Origin of the sequence: Streptomyces sp. ID05-26A, from assembly GCF_033794685.1 — a bacterium.
Taxonomy (GTDB): Bacteria; Actinomycetota; Actinomycetes; order Mycobacteriales; family Pseudonocardiaceae; genus Lentzea.
In genome coordinates this window covers 77,183-97,488 of sequence record NZ_JARAYZ010000005.1, presented here as the reverse complement: position 1 = coordinate 97,488, position 20,306 = coordinate 77,183, and the positions used below count along the sequence as shown (strand labels likewise).

The following is a 20,306-nucleotide window of genomic DNA, read 5'->3' as shown; positions in this document are numbered from 1 at the left end:
GACGTCAGAGGTAGCTTTTGTGGCGGAGGTCTCATGCGCATCGGTGAGCTGGCGGAACGCACGGGCGTGAGCGTGCGCGCGTTGCGCTACTACGAGGAGCAGGGCCTTCTCGCGTCTGAACGCAGCGAGAGCGGGCAGCGGCGGTACGAGGAGAACGCCGTCGCCAGGGTGCGGCTCATCCAGCAGCTCTACGGCGCCGGGATCTCCAGCGCGTCGATCCTGGAGATGCTGCCGTGCGTGGTGACGGGGGTGGCGGCGCCGGAGGTGCTGTCCAAGCTGCACGGCCACCGCTCGTCCGTGGTCCAGCAGATCGAGGAGCTGCAGGAGACGCTCCTGCAGCTCGACAGGGTGATCGCGGGCGCCACGACGGCGTACGCGACCGGAAAGCCGTGCCCGCCCCAGTGAGCGGGCACGGCCGCGAACTCAGATCGTGGCGGTGTCGATCACGAACCGGTACCGCACGTCGCTCGACTGCACGCGCTCGTAGGCGGTGTTGATCTCCTCGGCGGTGATCAGCTCGATCTCCGCGCCCAAGCCGTGCTCGGCGCAGAAGTCCAGCATCTCCTGGGTCTCGGCGATGCCGCCGATCATCGACCCGGCGAGCGTCTTGCGTCCGCCGAGCAGCCCGAACAGGTTGATCGAGATCGGCTCCTCGGGCGCGCCGACGTTCACCAGGGCTCCGTCGGTCTTGAGCAGGCCGAGGTAGGCGGTGAAGTCCAGCGGGGCCGACACCGTGGAGACGATGACGTCGAACTTGCCCCTCAGCTCGGTGAACGTGGCCGGGTCGCTGGTGGCGCGGTAGTCCTGGGCGCCGAGCTTGAGCCCGTCGTCCTTCTTGCGCAACGACTGCGACAGCACGGTGACCTCGGCGCCGAGCGCGGCCGCGATCTTGACGCCCATGTGGCCCAGCCCGCCGAGGCCGACGACGGCGACCTTCTTGCCCGGCGCGACACCCCAGTGCTTGAGCGGCGAGTAGAGCGTGATGCCGGCGCACAGCAGCGGCGCGGCCACGTCGAGCGGCAACGCGTCCGGGATGCGCACGACGTAGTTCTCGTCGACCACGATCTGCTGCGAGTAGCCGCCGTACGTGACGTCGCCGCGGCGGTCGATGCCGTTGTAGGTCATCGTGTTGCCGTTCGCGCAGTACTGCTCCAGCCCGCGCAGGCAGAACTCGCACTCGCGGCACGAGTCGACCATGCAGCCGACTCCGACCCGGTCACCGACGGCGTGGCGGGTCACCTCGGCACCGACCTCGACGACCACGCCGGCGATCTCGTGGCCCGGCACCATCGGGAAGATCCCCTGGCCCCAGCCCTCGTCGACCTGGTGGATGTCGGAGTGGCAGATGCCCGCGAACTTGATGTCGATCAGGACGTCGTGCGCGCCGACCGCGCGACGCTCGATGGTGGTGCGCTCCAGCGGTGCCTTGGGTGCGGGAGCGGCGTAGGCAGCGACGGTGCTCATCAGGTTTCTCCTCGGTTCGTCGTGTCGATGTCGACAGTGCTCCGGTCCGAGGGGGTTACCCAGTCACCTGCTTTTCGTATGTCTGCCGTGCCTACCACCAGCAGTAGCAGGCACGTCGTGGACGGCGCGGGGATACTCGGGTCCATGACCGTCGATCCGCGCACCGAGCTGAGCGACTTCCTGCGCAGCCGCCGCGCACGGCTGTCCCCCGACGACGTGGGCCTGCCCCGGTACGGCCGCACCCGCCGCGTACCGGGCCTGCGCCGCGAGGAACTGGCGCAGCTCGCGGGCGTCTCCGTCGCGTACTACACGCGCCTCGAGCAGGGCAACGGCCGCAACGTCTCGACGGAGGTCCTGGACGCGATCGCCCGCGCGTTGCGCCTGACCGACGCCGAGCGCGACTACCTGGGCAACCTGACCCGCAGCAAGCCGCCGAGGAAGAAGGCCGACCCGGGGTCGATGGTCCGCCCGGCGCTGCGGCACCTGCTCGAAGGCATCGCCGTACCCGCGTACATCGGCGGGCGGCGCACCGACATCCTCGCGTGGAACCCGATGGCCGCGGCCCTGTTCGGCGACTGGGGCCAGCTGGCGCCGCGCGACCGCAACTGGGCACGCATGATCTTCCTGCGACCCGAGTACCAGGGACTTTTCGTCAACTGGCAGACCAAGGCCGCCGACATCGTCGCGTTCCTGCGCTCGGACGCCGCCTGCTGCTCGAACGACCCGGAACTGGCCGCGCTGATCGGCGAGCTCTCGTTGAAGAGCGAGCTCTTCCGGCAGCTCTGGGCCGCGCACGAGGTCAAGGAGAAGAGCTTCGGCACGAAGGTGCTCAAGCACCCTCTGGTGGGCGAGCTCACGCTGTCGTACGAGACGTTGCGCATGCCGAACGAGCCCGGCATGTTCCTCAGCACCTACCACGCCGAACCGGGCACCCCGTCCGCCGAGGGCCTGCAACTGCTGGCCAACTGGGGTGCGGGCGCGACACCGTCTGTTACTACTAAGGCGTGAGAACACCCCGTCTCGAGATCGAGTACTGCACGCAGTGCCGCTGGCTGTTGCGTGCGAGTTGGACCGCGCAGGAACTGCTGACGACGTTCACCGCCGAACTGGGCGAGGTCGCGTTGATCCCCGGCACCGGCGGCGTGTTCGACGTGCGACTCGACGGCGAGACCCTGTGGTCCCGCAAGGAGCAGGAGGGCTTCCCGGACCTCGCCGTGCTCAAGCAGCTCGTGCGCGACCGGCTGGCACCGGAACGTTCGCTGGGCCACACCGACCGCAAGAACTCCTGACGACCGCAGTGGTCAGGCCGTCGAGATGAACCCCTTCGACACCATCCAGTCACGGGCGACCACACCCGCGTCCTTGCCCTCCACGTCGACCTGACGGCACAGCTCGATCATCTGCTCGTTGGTCAACGCGGCGCTCACCTCCTCCAACGGCCCGCGGATCTGCGGGTAGCGCTTCAGGAACTCCGCTCGCACCGTCGGCGCCACGTTGTACTGCGGGAAGGCCTTCTTGTCGTCCTCCAGCACGCGGAGCTTCTGCGCGGCGATGCGGCCGTCGGTCGTGAACACCTCACCGACCGGGCACGTGCCACCCGCCACGGCCGAGTAGATCGTGCCGATGCCGAAGTTCTTCACCTCGGTCGTCGGGAAGCCGTACGTCCGTTGCGCCGCGGGGAAACCGTCCTGGCGGCTGGTGAACTCCGTCTCCAGGCAGAACACCGCCTGGTCCGGATTCTGGTTCAGGAACGCCGCCAGGTCGGACGTGGTCTTCAGGCCGTGCTTCGAGCCGTAGTCCTCGGTCACGGCGAACGCGTACTGGTCGTTCAACGGCGAGTAGGCGAGCCACTCGACGCCGAACCTCTCCAGGTCGGCCTTCTTCGTCGCGTCGTACTGCGCCTGTTCACCGCCGGGCACCGGGAGCTCGTTGCCCTGGTAGTTGATCCAGCCGGTGCCGGTGTACTCCCAGGTGACGTCGACCTCGCCGTTGAGCAGGGCCTGGCGCGCGGTCTGCGAGCCCTTCAGGTCGGTCAGGTCGACGACGTCGGCACCGGCCGCGGACAACGCCATCTCGGCCAGGTAGCCGAGCAGGATGTTCTCGGTGAAGTCCTTGGACCCCACGGTGATCTCGACGCCCTGGAGCGACTGGTCCGGCTTGATGGACCCCGGCAACACCTTGTAGGGCAACGCGGTGTTGACGTCCAGACCGCAGCCGGACAGGCACAACACCAGCACGAGCACGAGCTTCTTCATCGGACCCCCTTGGGGCCGAACCACTGCTCGATCACCGCGCCCGCCCAGTCGACCAGCAGCGCGAGACCCGCCGCCAGTGCCGAGCCGGTCACCAGGACCTTCATCAGGTTCAGCTTGTAGCCGGTGTCGATCAGCAACCCGAACCCGCCCGCGTTGACGAACAGGCCGAACGTGGCCGTGCCGACCGCGAGCACCAGCGACGTGCGCAGGCCGGCCAGGATCAGCGGTGTGGCCAACGGGAACTCGACGCGCCACAGCACGCCCGACGCCGACATGCCGATGCCGCGCCCTGCGTCCACAAGGGACGGATCGACCTGCTGGATGCCGACGATCGTGTTGCGCAGCACGGGAAGCAACGAGTAGAACGCGAGCGGCAACGCGGCCACCCACAGTCCGCCGGAAGCCCCGGTGACCAGGAACCACAGCACCAGCACACCCAGCGCGGGTGCGGCCTGGCCGACGTTCGCGATCGCCAGGAACACCGGGGCGAGGAATCGTGCCCACGGCCTGGTGGCCACGATCCCGGCCGGCACGGCGACCACCACCACGATCGCCGTCACGACGACCGTCATCGCCAGGTGGTCGCGCAGCGCCGTCAGCAACGACGTCGCGTTGAGCGTGCTCTTCTCGGTCGCCGTGAGCTCACCGCCGAACACCCACGCCAGCACACCGCCGACGATCAGCAGCACGACGACGGGCTGCGCCCAGAACCGGATCCGCCCGGCCGTCACGCGTTCGACCGCAACTGCTGGACGACCTCGGTCACGGCCGCGAGGTCGATCGTGCCGACGTACTCGCCGCGGCCACCGGTGACGACGGCACGGCCGCCCTCGGTGAGCATCGCCTCCAGCGCGTCCCGCAGCGTCGACTGCAACGACACCGAGTCCTGCACCGGCTGGCCGATGCGGGCGAGCGACGTCGCCCGCTTCAGCTCGGTCGCGCGCACCCAGCGCACCGGCCGGTCGCGCTGGTCGAGCACCAGCACGAACCTGGCGTCGCCGGTCTCCACAGTGGACGGATCGGCGTCCGCGCGCACCGTGACCGTCTGGCCCAGTTCGACATCTCGGACCCTCATGAGCGTCAACGCCTTCAGCGACGCGCCGGCGCCGACGAATCCGGCCACCGTGTCGTCCGCCGGGTTCGCGAGGATCGCGTCCGGGGTGTCGTACTGCAGGATCGTGGACCGGTCGCCGAGCACCGCGATCTTGTCCCCGAGCTTCGCGGCCTCGTCGAAGTCGTGCGTGACGAACACGATGGTCTTGCGGAGTTCGTTCTGCAGCCTCAACAACTCGTCCTGCAGATGCCCGCGCGTGATCGGGTCGACCGCGCCGAACGGCTCGTCCATCAGCAACACCGGTGGATCGGCGGCCAGCGCCCGCGCGACACCGACGCGTTGCTGCTGACCGCCGGAGAGTTGCCGGGGGAAGCGCGCGCCGAACTCGCCGGGGTCGAGCCCGACGAGGTCCATCATCTCGTCGACTCGATCGGCGGTCTTCTTCTTGTCCCAGCCCAGCAACCCCGGCACGATCCCGATGTTCTGCGCCACCGTGAAGTGCGGGAACAACCCGGCCTGCTGGATCGCGTAGCCGACGCGTCGCCGGAGATCGTCCGGGTCGATCTTCAGCGCGTCCTCACCGCCGATCGTGATCGTGCCGGACGTGGGCTCGATCAAGCGGTTGATCATCCGCATGGTCGTGGTCTTGCCACACCCGGACGGCCCGACGAACACCACGATCTGCCCGGCGGGCAAGACCATCGAGAAGTCGTCGACGGCGGGGGCCTTCTGCCCCGCGTACCGCTTGGTCACGTGGTCGAGCCTGATTTCGATGCCTGCCTCAGCCACGGACGCCCCTCGACACGGTGAAACGGTTGACCAGCACGTAGACGCCGTCGAGCAGCAGGGCGAGGATCACCACGCCGATCGTTCCGGTGAGGGCCTGGTTCATGGAGTTCGCGCTGCCGGCGTTCGCGAGCCCGGAGAACACCTCGGAACCCAGACCCGGCCCTTTCGCATAGGCCGCGATGACCGCGATCCCCATCAGCATCTGGGTGGCGACGCGCATTCCGGCGAGAATCGCGGGCCACGCCAACCGCAACTCAACGCGGGTGAGTACCCCGAATCTGCTCATCCCAATCCCTCTTGCGGCATCACTCACAGCCGGGTCCACACCGGCCAGTCCGACGATCGTGTTGCGCACGATCGGCAGCAGCGCGTAAAGCACCAAAGCGACCACCGTCGTGTCCGCGCCCAGGCCGAACACCGGAATCAGCAACGCCAGCAAAGCGAACGACGGAATGGTGAGAATCGTGCTCGCCAACGCCGTGGCCAGCGCGGATCCGGCCGGACTCCGGTACACCGCGACGCCGATCGCCACCCCGAGCACCGCTGCCAGGACTGTGCACTGCACCACGGCACTGACGTGCAGGAACGCTTGCAAAGACAGCCGATCCCAGCGATCGGCTACGTACTCGAGCACATTCATCCTCGTGGCCCCGCCCTCGAAGTTGGCGTCAACCCAACACCATTGTGGACAGTGCGGCAACCATTCGCCACCGAACCACCGTCTCAGCGGGTGGAATTCCGGTGTGGTTCAAGGCGGTTCTGGTAGACCTCTGCGGCTGTCCACCAGGCGCATCACTCCAGTGGGTTTCGAGCCGTCACTCATACGTTCTTCAACTAACCAAGAACGCGCTCGCACGCACTCATGCCCGCTGACCGCTTGGGGGATTTCTGAGATGTCGCACGAAGCTGAAGTGGACGGCGGCTGCCTTCCCGACCTGCTGCGCAAGCAGGTCGAGGAACACCCCGATCGCACGGCCGTCGTCTTCGGTGAAGAGAGCATCACCTACGGCGAACTGTTCGAACAGAGTTCCGCGCTGGCCACGCACCTGCGGCGCCTCGGCATCAGCGAGGACGACTGCGTCGGCATGTTCCTGGAACCGTCGCTGGACCTCGTGGTCGGGGCGTGGGGAATCCTGTGCGCCGGCGGCGCCTACCTGCCGCTGAGCCCGGAGTACCCGGAAGAGCGACTCCGCTACATGATCGAGGACTCGCGCACGAAGGTCGTCGTGACGCAGCGCGCCCTGAAGCAGCGCCTGACCGAACTCGCGCCCAGCACCACGAGGATCGTCACCCTCGACGACTGCGACGAGGCGTTCGACGACGGCTTCTCCCCCTCGCACACCAGTCTCGCGTACATCATCTACACCTCGGGCAGCACCGGCCGGCCCAAGGGCGTGATGATCGAGCACCGCAGCATCGTCAACCAGATGCTGTGGCTGCACGACGCGCACGCCATCGACGGCACGAAGCGCGTGGTGCAGAAGACGCCGATGAGCTTCGACGCCGCGCAGTGGGAGATCCTCGCCCCCGCGGTCGGCAGCACCGTGGTGATGGGGCGTCCCGGCATCTACCGCGACCCCGAGATGCTGATCGAGACCATGCGCGAGCAGGGTGTCACGACGCTGCAGTGCGTGCCGACGCTGCTCCAGGCGCTGATCGACACCGAGGAGTTCCACACCGTCACGTCGTTGAAGCAGGTCTTCAGCGGCGGTGAGGCGTTGTCCCGCACGCTCGCCCAGGCGTTCGTCGCGGACATGCCGAACGTGCGGCTCATCAACCTCTACGGCCCCACCGAAACGACGATCAACTCGTCGTCGCACGTGGTCGACCCCGCCGAGCTCGCCGAAGCCCCGAAGTCCATCTCGATCGGCCTGCCGGTCGCGGGGACGACGTACCTGGTGCTCGACGCGAACCGCGACATGGTCACGCCGGGCGAGATCGGCGAGCTCTACATCGGCGGCGTCCAGGTCGCGCGCGGCTACCTGCACCAGCCGGAGCTGACCGAGGAACGGTTCGTGGACGGCATGTTCCGCACCGGCGACCTCGTGACGCAGAACCTCGACGGCACCGTGCAGTTCGCCGGGCGCGCCGACAGCCAGGTGAAGCTGCGCGGCTACCGCGTCGAACTGGACGAGATCCGGCTCGCGATCGAGACGCACGACTGGGTGCGCAACGCGGCGGTGATCGTCAAGGAGGACGAGCGCACCGGGTTCCAGAACCTGATCGCGTGCGTAGAGCTGAACCCCAAGGAAGCCGCCCTGATGGACCAGGGCAACTCCGGGTCGCACCACCAGTCGAAGTCGAGCCGCCTGCAGGTCCGCGCACAACTGTCGAACCCCGGTGTGCGCGACGACCTCGGTGGCCGGCGGAGCTTCGAACTGCCCGGCGAGGAAGCGAGCTGCCTGCAGCGCAAGGTCGTCTTCAGCCGCAAGTCCTACCGCTTCTACGAGGGCGGTCAGGTCACCGACGCCGACCTCCAGCGGTTGCTGGAACGCAAGCCGATCGGGGCCGGTTCCAAGGACCCGAAGACCATCCACGTCTCCGAACTGGGCGAGATCCTGCGCTACTTCGGCGCGCACTTCAGCGACCAGCGGCTGCTGCCCAAGTACGGCTACGCGTCACCGGGTTCGCTCTACGCGACCCAGCTCCACCTGGAGCTGCACCACATCGCGGGGCTGCCGGCCGGGTTGTACTACTACCACCCGCTGCGCCACCAGCTCGTGCTCATCTCGGAGCTGCCGGAAAGCTTCGAGGCCAAGGCGAAGCTGCACTTCATCGGGCGCAAGGCCGCGATCGAGTCGGTCTACCTCAACAACATCCAGGAGGTCCTGGAGATCGAGACCGGCCACATGGTCGGGCTCTTCGAAGAGGTCCTGCCGGGCTACGGCCTCGACATCACGGCCGCCGCGTACACGCCGGAGACCAAGGAACAGCTCGACGTCGCGGACGAGGACTACTACCTCGGCACGTTCGAACTGTGCGCCTACACCGGCATCCGCGAGGACGACGTCGACGTCTACGTCCAGACGCACCCCGGCCGCGTCGCGAACCTGCCCGGCGGCCAGTACCGGTACGCGGACGGCGAGTTCGAGCGCGTGTCCGACGAACTGGTGCTGCGCAAGCACGTCATCGCCATCAACCAGGCGGTCTACGAGCGCGCGAGCTTCGGTGTCACGGCCGTCAGCCGGTCCGCCGAGGACTGGCGCCGGTACGTCGACCTCGGCCGGACCATGCACCGCCTGTCCGCCAACGACGTGGACCTCGGCTTCATGTCGTCGGGCTACAGCTCGAAGTCGGACAACGACCTGCCGTCGGCCAAGCGCATCAACGGCATCCTGAACGACCTCGGCGAGGACGGCGGTCCGTCGTACTTCTTCCTGGGCGGCAAGGTCTCCTACGAGCAGCGCCGCAGCCCGGGCATGAAGGAGGACGTCGTCCACATGAAGGGCCCGGCCGAGCTCATCCGGGACGACCTGGTGAACTTCCTGCCGGACTACATGATCCCCAACAAGGTCGTGGTGCTCGACAGGCTGCCGCTCTCCGCGAACGGCAAGATCGACGTCAAGGCCCTGGAGGCGTCGGACAAGACCGACGTCGACGACAAGGACCGCCCGTTCGTCGCTCCGCGCACCATCACCGAGCGCCGCATCAGCGAGATGTGGAAGAAGCTGATGAAGCGCGAGACCGTCTCGACGCACGACGACTTCTTCGAGACCGGCGGCAACTCGCTGATCGCGGTGGGCCTGGTCAACCGCATCAACAAGGACTTCGGCACGAGCCTCCCCCTGCAGGTGCTCTTCGAGTCGCCGACGATCGAGCAGCTCTCCCGGCGGGTCGACGGCCTGCACGAGGGACCGATCTCACGACTGGTCCCGTTGCAGCCCAACGGGGACGCGGTGCCGGTGTTCTGCTGGCCCGGTCTCGGCGGCTACCCGATGAACCTGCGCACGCTCGCAAGTCGTTCGGAGCGCCCGTTCTACGGCGTGCAGGCGCACGGCATCAACGAGGGCGAGACGCCGTACGGCACGATCCGCGAGATGGCCGCCGCCGACATCGAGGCGATCAAGAAGGTCCAGCCGGAGGGGCCGTACACGTTGTGGGGCTACTCCTTCGGCGCGCGTGTCGCGTTCGAGGCGGCCTACCAGCTGGAGCAGGCGGGCGAGGTGGTCGCGAACCTCCACCTGATCGCACCTGGATCACCGAAGGTCCGCTCGGAGCGGGACAGCGACGAGGCGTCGTACGACAACAGCGCGTTCGTGACGATCCTCTTCTCCGTGTTCGCGGGCAGCATCACCGACGCGCGGCTCTCGAAGTGCCTGGAGGTCGCGAAGGACGAGGACAGCTTCGCGGCGTTCATCAGCGCGGAGTTCCGCGACCTCGACAGCGAGCTCGTGCGACGGATCATCAAGATCGTCACCGAGACGTTCTCCTTCAAGTACACCTTCAGCGAACTGGCCGAGCGCACCATCACCGCGCCGCTCACGATCTTCAAGGCGCAGGGCGACGACTACTCGTTCATCGAGGGCAGCGAGGGCTTCTCGGTCACCGACCCGACCGTCGTCGAGCTGCGGGCCGACCACTACAGCCTGCTGCGCGAGCCCGACATCGACGAGCTGCTGGCGTCCATGGAGCAGACCGCGGCCGTGCAGCAGGAGATCGCCCAGGTGCCGGTGCTGTTGTCCGACGCGCAGATGGCCGAGCTCATCGCGGCCGTCACCAAGGCCGTCACCCTCGCCATCGCGGGAGGCCGGTCGTGAGGAGCACACGATGCCGCACGTGAACATCAAGCACTTCCCTGCACCGCTCAACGACGAGCAGGCGTCCGAGCTGGTCACGGCCATCACCGAGGCGGTGACCAAGGCGTTCGGCTGCGACGAGGGCGTCGTGTCCATCGCCCTGGAGCCGGTCGGGCCGCAGGCGTGGCAGGACCAGGTCTACGCGCCGGAGATCGTGGAACGTCACCACCTCCTGCGCAAGACCCCGAGCTACTGAGGTGCCGATGAACATTCCCCTTGTCTACAGCGAGGAAGTGGCCGAGGCGATCACGGCGGGGCAGCCCGTCGTGGCGCTGGAGTCCAACGTCATCACGCACGGCCTCGACTACCCGGACAACGCCGAGACCGCCCGCCGGGTCGAGGACGCGGTCCGGGCGAGCGGCTCGGTGCCGGCCACGATCGGCATCGACAACGGCCGCATCCTCATCGGCCTCACCGAGACCGACATCGAGAGGTTCGCGTCCACACCGGGGATCCCGAAGGTCAGCAGCCGCGACCTGCCGATCGTGCTGGCCCGCGGTGGAATGGGCGCGACGACCGTCGCGTCGTCGGTGATCGCGGCGGAACTGGCGGGGCTGAAGTTCTTCTCCTCGGCCGGGATCGGCGGCGTGCACCGAGGTGCCGAACGGACGATGGACGTCTCGTCGGACCTCGTGCAGTTCACCCGGTCCAAGGTCGCGGTGGTCTGCGCGGGTGCCAAGAACATCCTCGACCTCGGGCTCACGATGGAGTTCCTGGAGACGCACTGCGTTCCGGTCGTGGCCTACCGCTCGGACGACTTCCCCGCGTTCTACTGCGTGTCCAGCGGTCTGCGCGCCCCGCACCGCGTCGACGACCCGCTGGTGCTGGCGAAGGCGATCGAGAACCACTGGGCGCTTGGCAATCCCGGTTCGTTCCTCGTCACCACACCGACGAAGCACGCGGACGCGATCGACGGCGCCGAGGTGGAGGCGGTGATCACCGAGGCCGTCGCCCGAGCCGAACGCGAAGGCGTGTCGGGGCAGGCGATCACGAAGTACCTCATGCGGGCAGTGGACCGGGCGACGGAGGGCCGTTCCGCGAAGGCCAACATGGCGGTGCTGATCAGCACCGCCGAGGTCGCCGGTGAGCTGGCCGCCGCCCACGCGAAGGAGTTCTCGTCATGAGTCGTTGCGCGATCTTCGACCTGGACGGCACGCTGGTCGACACCCCGCGCGGGATCGTCACGACGTTCGCGGCCGTGTTCACCCAGCTCGACCTGCCCACAGTGGACTCCGCGACCATCCGCGGCACGATCGGGCTGCCGCTGCCGGCCGCGTTCGCGAAGGTGCTCGGACTCCCCGAGGACGAACCGGTCGTCGCGTCCTGCGTCGAGCTCTACCAGTCGACGTTCCGCAGGATCGTGCTGCCGATGGCCACGCAGCTGGTGTTCCCCGGCGTGTACGACGGGCTGCAGTCGTTGCGGGAGGACGGTTTCCTGCTCGCCGTCGCGACGAGCAAGTTCATCGTGAACGCCGAGGCGCTGCTCACCGCCGCCGGTCTGCGCGAGGAGTTCTCCGTCGTCGTCGGCGCGGACCAGGTCTCGAAACCCAAGCCGGACCCGGAGTCGGGGTTCCTGGTGCTGCGCAAGCTCGGCGTGGCACCGGGGAACGCCGTCATGGTCGGGGACACCACGCACGACGTCCTGATGGCGCACGGAGCCGGCATGGCATCCGTCGGCGTCTCCTACGGCGTGCACAGCGTCGACCAACTGCTCAGCGCCAACCCCACCTGGCTCGTCGACTCGTTCGCCGGGGTCGTGGCCGCCGTCAAGGAGTGCTCGTGATCTCCATCGAGGCCTACCTCGAGAAGAACGTGCATCTGTTGCCGCAGAACGACCAGCTGCGCGCGATGCACACGATCGTCCGCGACCGGGACGTGTCCCGCGAGGACTTCGTCTTCTACACCGAGCGGATCAACCGGCTGCTGATCGAGGCCGGCCTCGGCCTGCTGCCGTTCGCACCGCACGACGTCACCACCCCGGTCGGCGCGACCTACCACGGACTGAGGTTCGCGGAGAAGCTCGTCGGCGTCCCGATCATCCGCGCGGGCGAGAGCATGGAGGCCGGGCTGCGCGCGGTCGTGCGGGGCGCGCGGATCGGCAAGATCCTCATCCAGCGGGACAAGGAGACCAAGCTCCCGAAGCTCTACTACTCCAACCTGCCGGACGACATCGCGTCACGGCACGTGCTGCTGCTCGACCCGATGCTCGCCACCGGTGGCACCGCCAACGAGGCGATTCAAGTGCTGCTCGACCGGGGAGTGTTAGAAGAGAACATCGTCTTCGTCACCTTCATCACGGTGCCGGAGGGCATCGAGGCGGTGTGCTCGCGCTTCCCGCGGGTGCGGATCGTGACGTCGGCGATCGAGGAACGGCTCGACGAGAACGCCTACATGCTGCCCGGCATCGGCGATTTCGGCGACCGGTTCTTCGGCACCGACAAGTGACGGGGGCACGACCATGAAGGGCAACCGGCTGCTGGCCGACTCCGCGATCACGGCGCTGGCGCCGATGATCTGGGGCAGCACCTACATCGTCACCACCCAGCTCCTGCCGCCCGACCGGCCGTTGCTGGCCTCGGTCGTCCGCGCGCTGCCAGCGGGCCTGATCCTGTTGCTGTTCGGCCGGATCCTGCCCACGGGCATCTGGTGGTGGCGTGCGCTCGTGCTCGGCACGCTCAACATCGGCGCGTTCTTCTTCCTGCTCTTCGTCGCCGCCTACAAGCTGCCCGGCGGGGTGGCGGCCCTGGTCGGCTCGGTCCAGCCGGTGATCATGCTGGGGCTGGCGGCACTGGTGCTCGGCGACAAGATCCGGCTCCCCCACGTGCTCGCCTGCTTCGCCGCCACCGCCGGTGTCGCGTTGCTGGTGCTGAAAGCCACGGCACAGCTGGACTTCGTCGGGGTGCTGGCGGCGCTGGGCGGCGCGGTCAGCATGGCGTCCGGCATCGTGCTGACCAAGCGCTGGAAGCGCCCGGCCGAGGTCAACGTCCTGCTGTTCACCGGCTGGCAGCTCACGGCCGGCGGGCTCGTGCTGCTGCCCGCGCTCTTCCTGCTGGAGGGCCTCCCGAGCACGATCACCGGCACCAACGTGCTCGGCTTCGGCTACCTGATCGTGCTCGGCTCCCTGTTCGGCTACTCGGTCTGGTTCCGCGGCACCGACCGGGTGCCCGCGATCGGGTTGTCGTTCCTCGGCTTCTGCAGCCCGCTGATCGCCACCGTGCTCGGACTGGTGTTCCTCGGTCAGACGCTGTCGGCGTTCCAACTCGTCGGCGCGCTGGTCCTCATCGGGTCGATCGTCCTCGTGCAACTCACCCCGACGAAGAAGCCGGTGCTGGAACCGGAACGCGAACTTCAGCGCACGACGTCGTAGACGAGCTTCTGGATGCCGTTGCCGTAGGACTCGCTCTCCACGACCTTGAGCTGCTGCTTGTCCTTGTCGGTCGCGCTGAACAGCCGCTTGCCGGCGCCGAGCAGCACCGGGAACACCAGCAGGTGGTAGCGGTCGATCAGGCCCGCGTCGGAGAGGTTGCGGTTGAGCGTCGCGCTGCCGTGGAGGGAGATCGGGCCGCCCTCGGTCTCCTTCAGCGCCGCCACGTCGTCCAGGGACCGCAGGATCGTGATGTCACCCCAGTTGTCGACCAGCTGGTCGTCCTTCAGGGTGCTGGAGACGACGTACTTCGGCATCGCGTTGTACTGCGGGAAGTAGTCGAGCGTCGGCCACACCGGGGAGAACGCCTCGTAGCTGACCCGGCCCATCATCATCGCCGCGGCCTCTTCCTGCTCGCGGCCCTTGATCTCGTAGGCGGCCTCGTCGAACTCGATGTCCTTGAAGGTCCAGCCGGAGCTGCGGTGACCGGGCTCGCCACCGGGCGCCTCGATGACGCCGTCGAGGGAGACGAAAGCGGTGGCGATCAGGGTGCGCATGGAGTTCTCCTCGGTGTTCGCGCTTGCTGTCATCAGTGCGTCGAACGGGAGATGGCGGAAATCGACATCTCGCGCCAGGAGATTTTGCGACATGCGTGACGGCGGCGCTGAACACCCCTCCGAGTCCAGCGCCGCCGGTCTGCTCGGGGAGTCTTCCCGCTGGTCGAGCCGCTCACATGGGGGCAGAGCCCCCAATTAGCGGGCGGGCGTGGGTGATGAGGTCAGCCCGGCTCTGACAGCCGGTGCGGGACTTGAGGCTCCCGACGTGGCGTTCGACCGTTCTCGGGGACAGGAACAGCCGCTCGGCGATCTCGGCGTTGCCGAACCGTTCCACGACCAGCCTCAGCACCTCGTACTCGCGGACCGTGACGCCGGCTTTGCGCAGCTCGGCGGGCACGGTGTCGTGGTCGCGGCGCCGACGTTGCTGCGGTGCGCCCGCCTCGCGGAGGACGGCCCGGCAGGCGGCGGCGACGGCGGGCACGCCGGTCCGGTGGAAGTACTCCTCGGCCTCACGCAGCCACCGCACCGGCTCACCCCAGCCGTCCGCCAGCGCTCTCGGCCCGGCGAGCCGCAGGCCGAGGTAACGGGGCAGGCCGAGACCGGCGCTCAGTTCCAGCGCCTCGGCCGCCGCCGCGTCGGCCTGCGCCGTCCGGCCCTCGCGACCCAGCAGGATCGCGTGGCTCCACGCGAAGTACGTGCGGTGCAACCGGACCTGGGAGAGGTGCGACTCGGCCAGCCGTTCGTACTCCGGCCGGCCCGCGAGGCCGTGCGCGACCCGCACCAGCAGCCGCGGCCCCTGGTAGAAGGTGCCGCGGAGGATGCGCGGTTCCGTGACAGCCCTCTCCACCTCGTCGAACTCGGCCAGCGCCCGGTCGTACCGCTCCTCCATCAACGCGCAGACAGCCGAGCTGTACGACCAGATCTCCTCCGAACCGCCGCGTTCACGCAGCCACGCCAGCGCCCTGTCGGTCGCCCTGCGATCGCCGTGCATGGACGCGATGCCGGCCTCGATCGCGACGGCGAGTGCTTCGAGCGCGTGCAGGCCCAGTTTCCGCGCGGCCTCCCCGGCGCTGGCCCCGTACCGCGCGGCCTCCTCGTACTCACCGCGCACGAGGTAGGTGCCACCCAGGTGCAGGTCGGCGGCGATGAGGATCACGATCGCCCCGGTGTCGAGCGCGGCCTGGCGGGCGGCCAGCAGGGTGTCGACGCCGATCGTCAGGTACTTGTCGGTGATCCCCAGCTCCAGCAACGCCCGCAGCCGCCACGCCGCGAGCCCGTGCTGTTCGGCCGTGTGGAGCCAGCGCTGGATGTGCTGCCGCGCCTCCGCGAGGTCCTGCCCTCTCGTGCAGCGGGTGAGGACCTCCAGTGCTTCGCAGACGACCTCCGGTGTGCCCGTGGCGGCGGCGCGTTCGGCCAGTGCCCGGGCCTTGGGCAGGAGGTCGAGCTGGTTGAGGCCGAGCAGGAGCGCCGCTTTGACGACGTCGACGGACGGGGTGGTCTCCTTCGTCGCCGCCAGCAGGTCGAGGCCGCGCTCCCACTGACCGGCGACGGCGGCGACCCCGGCCTGCGCGAGCCGGACGGCCGCACGGCGTTCGGGCTCGGCGTGCGCCGCGGTGAGGGCCTGCTGGAGCCGTTCTCCCAGTGCGAAGGCCCGTGCGCCGTCGTCCGCCGGAACGACGACCGCGGCCAGTGGCAGGACGGCGGCGAGCGCGTCGAGCAGGTCGGCGGTGAGATCGGGATCCGCGGTCAGCGCCTGGCCGCGTTCGAGCAGCTCCACGGCCGTGCCGAACCGGCCGAGCGCGGCGGCCTGCCGTCCGGCCTTCGCCAGGCACCCCACGGCCTTCGCGGTCTCGCCACCCGCCTCCCACAGCTCGGCGACGAGCTCTAGTTCGCGGGGCCGCAACGCCTCCACGGCGTGCGCGGCGCGGCGGGCCAGCGTCGCCCGTGCGGTCGGCGTCATCCGGCCGGTGATGGCGTCGGCGGTCAGGGCGTGCCGGAACTGCGGGCCCTCGGTGAGCTGCGCGCGTTCGGCGGCCTGCAACAGGTCCGCCGACCTGCCCGCGACGGCCGTGACGACGTCGAGCGGGAACGTCCGCCCGAAGATCGCGGCGGCTTCGAGCACCGCGACGCACTCCGGTCCGAGCGCGTCGACCCGCTGCAACGTGGCGGCCGCGACCGTGGGCGGCACGGCCCGCAGGTCGCCGTTGAGGAGCTCCTCCACGACGAACGGAACGCCGTCGGAGACCTTGACCAGTTGGGCGAGCACGTCGTCCGGGGCAGGTTCGCCGAGGCAGTGGTGCGCGAGTTCGGCCACCTCGTCCCCGGTCAGCCCGGTGAGCCTCACCGTCCCGGCCACCCGGCGCGCGGTGGCCTCGTCGGCGAGCCGGTGCGCACCGTCGGGATGCGGCCGCAACGTCGCCACCAGCAGCACGGATTCGTCCGCGAGGTTGTCGAGCAGGTAGTCCACCACGGCCAGCGTCTCGCCGTCCGCCTCGTGCAGGTCTTCGAGCACCAGCACGGTCTTCTCGGCCGTGACCAGCCGCAGGACCGCCTCGGCCCGCACCACGGCCGGGTCCGGCACACCGGCGGGCGCGTCCGGGGTCATCCGCACCAGCACGGGCAGGTACGCGCCGAGCTGCTCCTCGTCCGGCGCCACCCTGCGAAAAGCCGACAACACGGCCTCGCACAACGCCCTCAGCGGCACCGCACGGCTCGCTCGTCCTTTGAGCACGCGAAATCCGCGTCGCGAGGCGTGCCCCGCGATCTCGGAGGCCAGTCGCGACTTGCCGATGCCCGGTTCCCCCACCAGGAACATCGCGCCACCGCGACCGTGCTCGGCCCGTGTGACCGCGGCCCGCAGTGCTGAGGTCTCCTCGTCACGACCGACCAGCACCGGGGACTGGAACTGCATGGCGCCCGAGCGTACTAGCCGGTCAGGAATCGAGAAGCACCGCTGAGCCCGCGCTCTTACCGTTGTCCTCACCAACAACCGGGAGGACGAGGAAAATGGCCGGCAGCAAGGGAATCCGTCAGTTCCACCGCGTCGTGAGCATGGTCTTCATGGCCACCGTCGTGTTCACGGCGGTCGCGCTCACCGTGAACGCCGAGGCGATCTGGGTGTCGTACGTGCCGCTGCTGCCGCTGTTCGTCCTGATGGGGACGGGCGTCTACATGTGGTTCCTGCCGCAGCTCGCCCGCCGGCGCGCTCGCCAGGCCGCTACCCGTTGAGCCGGTCCTCCAGGTGCGTGAGGGTGGCGTCGAGCGCCACCCCGTACACCGCGATCCGGCACGCGAGCCGCCACAGCGTCGCGTCCGTCGGCGCCACGGCCAGGCCGATCACGAGTTCCCGCACGAGCCGCCGGGTCTGCGCGACCAGCACCCCGACGCTCTCGGTGATCTCCCCGAACGCCGCCGACACCGAGCTCAGCCCCCGGATCGCGTCGATGTTGTGCCCCATCAACCGCAGGTGCTCCTCGGCGCCGGTCCACTCGGGCGCGTCGAGTTCCAGCAGGTCTTCGAGCTCGTCGGCCATGTCCTGCTGCTCGGCCGAGATGTTGTACCAGGTCATCGCGTGCGCGGCGATGACGTCCGGCAGCCCGGTGAGGTCGTCGAGGACGTCCCGCAACGGCCCGATCTGCTCCATCGCCGCCCGTGCCGAGTCCTCGACCGGCTCGACCAGCGACGGCACGGCGGCCTCGCGCACGAGGTCCGGCCGAGGCGCCCGCACGCCGTAGAGGTCGTACAGCCCGGCCACGATCAGGCGCAGGTTCTCCTCGACGTAGGCGACCAGTTCGTCCTGCCGGGCGTGCTTCTCCAGGACGGGGTGGATGACCCACCGGCACAGCCGCCCGTACACGGTCTCGTCGCCGACGACGACCGCGCTCGCCTTGTGCACGGCCGCGAACCGCACGCGCACGGCCTCGATCAGGCCGGCGTGGCGGACGATCTGGCCGGTCACACGTCCCCCTCGGCTCAACGAACCCTCGCCTGGCAACGTTAGTGGGGACAGGGGGTGGCGGGTGGACGATTCACACCGTGGCGTGGTCGGTGCGTCGGTGGTCGTGGGGTTCCTGCTGGCGCTGTTCTGCGCGCAGAGCGCGTGGCTGGGTGCCGTGGCCGCCCTGGACATCGGCAGGCCCGGCACCTACGTGGTCGGCGAGGGTTTCTCCTGCGCTCCCCGCACCGGCTGCATCAGCCCGGACGGCAGGTTCACGAGCGAGGACGGCGAGGTGATCCGCGAGGAGGTCCGACTGGACGTCGATCTCCCGGCACACCTCGGCCCCGGCGACATCGTGCCCGCGTACGACATCGGGGACGCCGAGGGCGTCCACTCGCACCAGATCCGCCGCGACCACCGCGGTCTCGGGATCCTCACCCTGTGGGGCGCGGGCGTGGTCGTCGTCGTGATGGGCACCGGCTATCTCTGGCTGACCCGCAAGCGGACTTGACTCTGCACCACGGTGCAGAGTCCATCGTGATCGGCATGACCAGAGATGATCACGTCGCCCGCTGGGGCAAAGCCGGTGCGCTGTACGACTTCGTGGCGAGCGTCGCGTTCGTGACGCCCTGGACCGGCGCACTCGCGATGGACCTGCTCGGCACGCCCCACACCACCGCTACACGGATGTTCGCCACGCTGTTCGGCACGGTCGTGGTGATGTGGTCGATCGTCCGGTGGCTCCGTCCCGAACGGTTGCTGATCACCGCGGACACCCTCGGCCGTGCACTGTTCAGCTGCTGGTTCGCGTGGGCGCTGTGGCAGGGCGAAACGCCGGCGATCGCGGTGTTCCTGGCACTGGAACTGTTCTGGGGCGTGGCGCAGCTGCGCGCGCTGCTGCGGAGGTAGTTTCCGGTGGTGCGCATATCCGAACTGGCCCGGGCCGCCGGGGTGGGCATCAGCACGGTGCGGTTCTACGAGCGCCGCGGCCTCGTCGTGCCGACCACCCGGTCCCACGGCGGTTACCGCCACTACGACCAGGAAGCGTTGAAGCGGTTGAGGTTCATCCGCCGCGCGGCCCGGCTCGGCTTCACGCTCACCGAGGTCGAGCAGCTCCTCTCCGCCTCCACCACGCCCGACGTGGGGGACGTGATCACCGGCAAGGTCGCGGAGATCGAGCAGCGGATGAACGATCTGGACCGGGTGCGGCTCGCGTTGCTGGACGTCGCCGAGAACGGCGTGCGCGATCAGTGCCCTGTGGTCGCGGCGCTGAGCGACTGAGTTCGGCGGCGTAGGCGCGCAGCAGACCGTGCAGGAAGTACCGGCCGGGGCGGTGTTCGGCGAGCAGGTTCGCTTGGGCGAGTTCGGCGAGCAACGGCCGGACCAGCGGCGTTCCGGACAGGGCAGCGGCGTTCTCGACGGAGATGTCCGGGCCCGCGTGCAGGCCGAGCAACCGGAACAGCCGCGCCGCGTCCGGTCCCAGCGCGTCGTAGGACCAGGAGAACACGCGGCGCAGGTCCGTCGCCGAGTCGCCGCCGTCGAACGGGTCGAGCCCGCCGCGCAACTCGGCGGCGATCTCCCGCAACGAGAACCCGGTGCAGGCGACGCGCGCGGCCACGACGGTCAGCGCGAGCGGCAGGCCGGCGCAGCACGTGACGATCTCGGCCGCCGAGTCGCCGAGCACGCCGAGCCTCGCCGTGAGCAACGCCCGTGAGTCCTCTGTGGACATCAGGCCCACCGCGACGGGGTGCGCGCCGTCCACGGCGACCAGGCCGGTCAGCCGGTCGCGGCTGGTCACCACCACGAGACAGCCGGGGAACCGGGCCAGCAGCGGCCGGACCTGGTCGGCGTCCCTGGCGTTGTCCAGCACGACCAGGCGCCGGCCCGGCGCGGTCTCGGGCAGCGCCACCTCCCCGCCCGGCCCGAACCCGTGCAGGTTCACGTGCAGCTGCCCGGCCGGGAACCGCTCGGCGACCCGATGAGCCCAGTGCAGCACCAGCGCGGTCTTCCCCACTCCGGCCGTGCCCGTCACGGTCACGAGTTGCCTGTCCGCCACCGCGTCCAGCGCGGCGAGCTCACGTTCCCTCCCC

21 protein-coding genes are annotated in these 20,306 nt (G+C 69.1%); 13 read left to right on the top strand and 8 right to left on the bottom strand.

Going from position 1 to position 20,306, the window contains the following annotated elements; translation table 11 throughout:
* Positions 1-33 precede the first annotated feature (33 nt).
* Positions 34-405, top strand: a complete 372-nt coding sequence (locus tag PV646_RS35040; RefSeq protein WP_500346600.1) for a MerR family transcriptional regulator — start codon at positions 34-36, stop codon at positions 403-405.
* A gap of 18 nt (positions 406-423) precedes the next feature.
* Here the strand turns inward: PV646_RS35040 and PV646_RS35035 are convergent, their stop codons facing one another.
* Entirely contained in the window at positions 424-1,464 is a 1,041-nt protein-coding gene (locus tag PV646_RS35035; RefSeq protein ID WP_500346599.1) for an NAD(P)-dependent alcohol dehydrogenase, read from the bottom strand.
* Positions 1,465-1,608: 144 nt separating this feature from the next.
* On the opposite strand from PV646_RS35035, the gene PV646_RS35030 reads away from it, so the two are divergent.
* Positions 1,609-2,472 (top strand): helix-turn-helix transcriptional regulator, encoded by an 864-nt coding sequence (locus tag PV646_RS35030; RefSeq protein ID WP_500346598.1) that lies wholly within the window; start codon positions 1,609-1,611, stop codon positions 2,470-2,472.
* Positions 2,469-2,753 (top strand): Rdx family protein, encoded by a 285-nt coding sequence (locus PV646_RS35025; protein WP_500346597.1) that lies wholly within the window; start codon positions 2,469-2,471, stop codon positions 2,751-2,753. Before PV646_RS35030 ends, PV646_RS35025 begins: the two co-directional genes overlap by 4 nt.
* A gap of 12 nt (positions 2,754-2,765) precedes the next feature.
* On the opposite strand, the gene PV646_RS35020 is transcribed toward PV646_RS35025, so the two are convergent.
* Genes PV646_RS35020 through PV646_RS35005 form a run of 4 tightly spaced genes read right to left on the bottom strand, consistent with a single transcriptional unit; the run spans position 2,766 to position 6,202 of the window.
* Positions 2,766-3,719: a glycine betaine ABC transporter substrate-binding protein gene (locus tag PV646_RS35020; protein WP_500346596.1), complete on the bottom strand. Its 954-nt coding sequence runs from the start codon at positions 3,717-3,719 to the stop codon at positions 2,766-2,768.
* Positions 3,716-4,450, bottom strand: a complete 735-nt coding sequence (locus tag PV646_RS35015) for an ABC transporter permease (RefSeq protein WP_500346595.1) — start codon at positions 4,448-4,450, stop codon at positions 3,716-3,718. The genes PV646_RS35020 and PV646_RS35015 overlap by 4 nt, the downstream gene beginning before the upstream one ends.
* Positions 4,447-5,562, bottom strand: a complete 1,116-nt coding sequence (locus PV646_RS35010; protein WP_500346594.1) for an ABC transporter ATP-binding protein — start codon at positions 5,560-5,562, stop codon at positions 4,447-4,449. Before PV646_RS35010 ends, PV646_RS35015 begins: the two co-directional genes overlap by 4 nt.
* Positions 5,555-6,202, bottom strand: a complete 648-nt coding sequence (locus PV646_RS35005; RefSeq protein WP_500347063.1) for an ABC transporter permease — start codon at positions 6,200-6,202, stop codon at positions 5,555-5,557. Before PV646_RS35005 ends, PV646_RS35010 begins: the two co-directional genes overlap by 8 nt.
* Before the next feature lie 253 nt (positions 6,203-6,455).
* Here PV646_RS35005 and PV646_RS35000 point away from each other — a divergent pair, with 253 nt between their 5' ends.
* Genes PV646_RS35000 through PV646_RS34975 form a run of 6 tightly spaced genes read left to right on the top strand, consistent with a single transcriptional unit; the run spans position 6,456 to position 13,725 of the window.
* The gene (locus PV646_RS35000) at positions 6,456-10,319 is read left to right on the top strand and encodes an amino acid adenylation domain-containing protein (protein ID WP_500346593.1); all 3,864 of its coding nucleotides are present in this window, start codon (positions 6,456-6,458) and stop codon (positions 10,317-10,319) included.
* Between the two features lie 10 nt (positions 10,320-10,329).
* Positions 10,330-10,554 (top strand): tautomerase family protein, encoded by a 225-nt coding sequence (locus PV646_RS34995; RefSeq protein ID WP_189158774.1) that lies wholly within the window; start codon positions 10,330-10,332, stop codon positions 10,552-10,554.
* Positions 10,555-10,561: 7 nt separating this feature from the next.
* Positions 10,562-11,482 carry a pseudouridine-5'-phosphate glycosidase gene (locus PV646_RS34990; RefSeq protein WP_500346592.1) on the top strand — a complete coding sequence of 307 codons (921 nt, stop codon included), beginning with the start codon at positions 10,562-10,564 and terminating at the stop codon, positions 11,480-11,482.
* The gene (locus PV646_RS34985; protein ID WP_500346591.1) at positions 11,479-12,141 is read left to right on the top strand and encodes an HAD family hydrolase; all 663 of its coding nucleotides are present in this window, start codon (positions 11,479-11,481) and stop codon (positions 12,139-12,141) included. Before PV646_RS34990 ends, PV646_RS34985 begins: the two co-directional genes overlap by 4 nt.
* A gap of 29 nt (positions 12,142-12,170) precedes the next feature.
* Entirely contained in the window at positions 12,171-12,803 is a 633-nt protein-coding gene (gene upp, locus PV646_RS34980) for a uracil phosphoribosyltransferase (RefSeq protein ID WP_500347062.1), read from the top strand.
* Between the two features lie 13 nt (positions 12,804-12,816).
* On the top strand, positions 12,817-13,725 hold the full coding sequence (locus PV646_RS34975) for an EamA family transporter (protein ID WP_500346590.1): 909 nt from the start codon (positions 12,817-12,819) through the stop codon (positions 13,723-13,725).
* Here the strand turns inward: PV646_RS34975 and PV646_RS34970 are convergent.
* Both PV646_RS34970 and PV646_RS34965 read right to left on the bottom strand, forming a co-directional pair.
* A complete protein-coding gene (locus PV646_RS34970) occupies positions 13,707-14,279 on the bottom strand; it encodes a dihydrofolate reductase family protein (RefSeq protein WP_500346589.1) in 573 nt (190 codons plus the stop codon). The genes PV646_RS34975 and PV646_RS34970 overlap by 19 nt on opposite strands.
* 172 nt (positions 14,280-14,451) lie before the next feature.
* Positions 14,452-17,190 carry an ATP-binding protein gene (locus PV646_RS34965; RefSeq protein WP_500346588.1) on the bottom strand — a complete coding sequence of 913 codons (2,739 nt, stop codon included), beginning with the start codon at positions 17,188-17,190 and terminating at the stop codon, positions 14,452-14,454.
* Positions 17,191-17,285: 95 nt separating this feature from the next.
* Between PV646_RS34965 and PV646_RS34960 the strand changes: the two genes are divergently transcribed.
* Positions 17,286-17,507, top strand: a complete 222-nt coding sequence (locus tag PV646_RS34960; protein WP_500346587.1) for a hypothetical protein — start codon at positions 17,286-17,288, stop codon at positions 17,505-17,507.
* Here PV646_RS34960 and PV646_RS34955 read toward each other — a convergent pair.
* A complete protein-coding gene (locus tag PV646_RS34955; RefSeq protein ID WP_500346586.1) occupies positions 17,497-18,237 on the bottom strand; it encodes a hypothetical protein in 741 nt (246 codons plus the stop codon). The genes PV646_RS34960 and PV646_RS34955 overlap by 11 nt on opposite strands.
* A 61-nt stretch (positions 18,238-18,298) precedes the next feature.
* Here PV646_RS34955 and PV646_RS34950 point away from each other — a divergent pair, with 61 nt between their 5' ends.
* From PV646_RS34950 to PV646_RS34940, 3 genes are read left to right on the top strand one after another with little or no spacing between them, the layout of a single operon-like run.
* On the top strand, positions 18,299-18,727 hold the full coding sequence (locus PV646_RS34950; RefSeq protein ID WP_500346585.1) for a hypothetical protein: 429 nt from the start codon (positions 18,299-18,301) through the stop codon (positions 18,725-18,727).
* 35 nt (positions 18,728-18,762) lie between these two features.
* Positions 18,763-19,125, top strand: a complete 363-nt coding sequence (locus PV646_RS34945; RefSeq protein WP_500346584.1) for a hypothetical protein — start codon at positions 18,763-18,765, stop codon at positions 19,123-19,125.
* A 6-nt stretch (positions 19,126-19,131) separates the two neighbouring features.
* Entirely contained in the window at positions 19,132-19,497 is a 366-nt protein-coding gene (locus tag PV646_RS34940; RefSeq protein WP_500346583.1) for a MerR family transcriptional regulator, read from the top strand.
* Positions 19,498-20,306: the final 809 nt, after the last annotated feature.